The organism is Xenorhabdus khoisanae (genome assembly GCF_001037465.1).
Lineage (GTDB): Bacteria > Pseudomonadota > Gammaproteobacteria > Enterobacterales > Enterobacteriaceae > Xenorhabdus > Xenorhabdus khoisanae.
Genome location: NZ_LFCV01000258.1, coordinates 1 through 2319, shown reverse-complemented (window position 1 = coordinate 2319; position 2319 = coordinate 1). Strand labels below are relative to the sequence as shown.

Genomic DNA, 2319 nt, shown 5'->3' with positions numbered 1-2319 from the left:
ATCTATGCTCCCGGGGATTCATTCCCTTGCCGCCGCGCTGCATCTTGAAATCCATTGGGTATACGTTGATCACACGGATGAGCCTTTGATGGCTTGACCGAATCGTGTTGATGGACATGGTTAGTTGGGGAACTGGCTAAGATCTGCCGGGATTTTGAGATTTTTAGCCAGCTCAATCATCAGCGTTTATAACTGTTTTTATCAGAATCATATATAGTTAATGCTTTTGCACTATAAATAAAAGCATTTTCACCTTTCATTAATATTACCACGCCAATTCCTTCAATTAACTCTTCTCGTGTTAATCCACTTTCTATACCAGAACGAATGTGATTTCTGAGTGATTCATCAGAAGCTGAAGCTATTGCGATTGTGATGGCAATTAACTCTTTGAATTTTCATTAAATTATTTTATTGAATACCTGATTGTGGTCAATGGTTGTTTTCCTTGAGGACTAAAACGCGTGGAGAAGAGCGTGACTCAAACTCCAATAATAATTTATGTGGTTGATTTTTTTTGATAATTGTATTTATCCGATACTACTTAGATAATTTTTGTGTCATTTATTTTAAGGATTTTAATAACTAACCGTCATTAATTGATAGCCTATCCCTATCTTTCTGATAGGGAAAGATCTATTGATCTAACTATAATATTCAATATAATAATTGAATTACGGGTGTCGAGTATTCTGAGTTAGCGATTATCTTGTACATGGATTCATAAAACGAATGTTCCAATATTAAGTTAACAAATTTACATTCGCATACCCCACATTTTCTTTATAAGCTGTGTTTAAGTAACTTGAAAATTTTGTTGAGGATGAATATGAGTACATTAATTGAATTAACCGAAGATAATTTTGATAGTGTAGTCGGTACTAAAGGGATCTGTGTTGTCAGATTCTGGGCACCATGGTGTGGCCCGTGTCGTGCGGTAGCACCAACGTTTAATCAGTTATCAATCGATATGAAAGATAGTGCCACTTTCGGGGAAATCAATATTGATAATGCCAATAATATCGGTATGAAATATGGCATTCGCAGCATACCAATGACAATAGTATATAAAGATGGACAACCTGTAGATTCTCTTGTTGGCGTCGCTTCATTGACACAATTCAAGAATATGGTTTCTCAAAATTTGTAGTTCAGGTTGAGTTAAATTTGAGGGTTTTAGGGGCCTGCCTTACCTAACAGTCCAAACCAATATCATCATCTGCTTTTAATTGGTAAAACAAGGAGCATTTAATGTCTGTTTATACGAAAGTATTAATTATAGGAACTGGCCCTGCTGGGTATACTGCGGCGATATATGCGGCTAGGGCAGGTTTTTCTCCTATTGTTGTCTCCGGTTTGGAACTGGGTGGGCAATTAATGAATACTACTGATGTTGAGAATTGGCCGGGAGAGCCGGGAGGGACAACAGGCCCTGACCTTATGTTAAGAATGGATAAGCATGCGAAAGAGTTTATTCCGGAAATAATTAATGATCAGATAGTTTCAATTAATTTTGATTCTAAGCCCTTCTTGGTTTCAGGGGAGAAAAATGAATACCAAGCAGAAAGTATCATTATTGCAACAGGATCAACTGCACGTTATTTGAATCTGCCTAATGAAAACAAATTACATGGTAAGGGGCTCTCCTCTTGTGCGACTTGTGATGGTTTTTTCTTTAAAGGTCAGGATGTTGCAGTAATAGGTGGTGGCAATACTGCCGTTGAAGAAGCGTTATATCTTGCTAATATAGCAAGGCGAGTTTTTCTGATTCATAGGCGGGCTGAACTAAGAGCTGAAAAAATCCTACAGGACAGACTGATGGCTAAAGTCAGTGAAGGTAAGATCGATATACTCTGGAATACAGAAGTGAAAGGGTATATAGAATATCAGGATGACTTTAAAGGGCTAGCTTTAATAAATACATTTGATAATATCTTATTTGATCTTCCTATCAGCGGCTGTTTTATGGCTATAGGCCATAATCCGAATACAGGTTTTTTGCAAAATAAATTAAATCTGAATAATGGATATATTATTGTTAATGGTAGATCTCATCATTTTGAAACAATGACATCAATCCCCGGGGTATTTGCAGCAGGGGATGTTGCTGATGACAAATATCGTCAGGCAATAACATCAGCAGGTTCAGGGTGCATGGCGGCACTTGATGTAGGGAAATGGCTACAGTTTAATAATTTATAATATTATTAACGCATTAAGACCATTCAGAAATGTACTGGATGGTCAGTTTTTCAATGAAATGATTAGATAAATCCATTGTAAAGCTGAATCCATGCGCATTTTTTATTACCTGTTGTT

Annotated in this window: 2 protein-coding genes and 1 pseudogene; 2 read left to right on the top strand and 1 reads right to left on the bottom strand. The window is 36.8% G+C overall.

The window, feature by feature from the left end; translation table 11 throughout:
- Positions 1–179 precede the first annotated feature (179 nt).
- Positions 180–386 (bottom strand): annotated as a pseudogene (locus tag AB204_RS24095) (carboxymuconolactone decarboxylase family protein); the annotation flags it as partial.
- Positions 387–829: 443 nt separating this feature from the next.
- Here AB204_RS24095 and AB204_RS20645 point away from each other — a divergent pair.
- A complete protein-coding gene (locus AB204_RS20645; RefSeq protein ID WP_047965256.1) occupies positions 830–1150 on the top strand; it encodes a thioredoxin family protein in 321 nt (106 codons plus the stop codon).
- A gap of 101 nt (positions 1151–1251) precedes the next feature.
- Positions 1252–2202: a thioredoxin-disulfide reductase gene (gene trxB / locus AB204_RS20640; RefSeq protein ID WP_047965255.1), complete on the top strand. Its 951-nt coding sequence runs from the start codon at positions 1252–1254 to the stop codon at positions 2200–2202.
- Positions 2203–2319: the final 117 nt, after the last annotated feature.

Coding starts and splice junctions, on each gene's coding strand:
- trxB (WP_047965255.1), top strand. CDS start 1,252: ATGTCTGTTTATACGAAAGTATTAATTATAGGAACTGGCCCTGCTGGG.
- AB204_RS20645 (WP_047965256.1), top strand. CDS start 830: ATGAGTACATTAATTGAATTAACCGAAGATAATTTTGATAGTGTAGTC.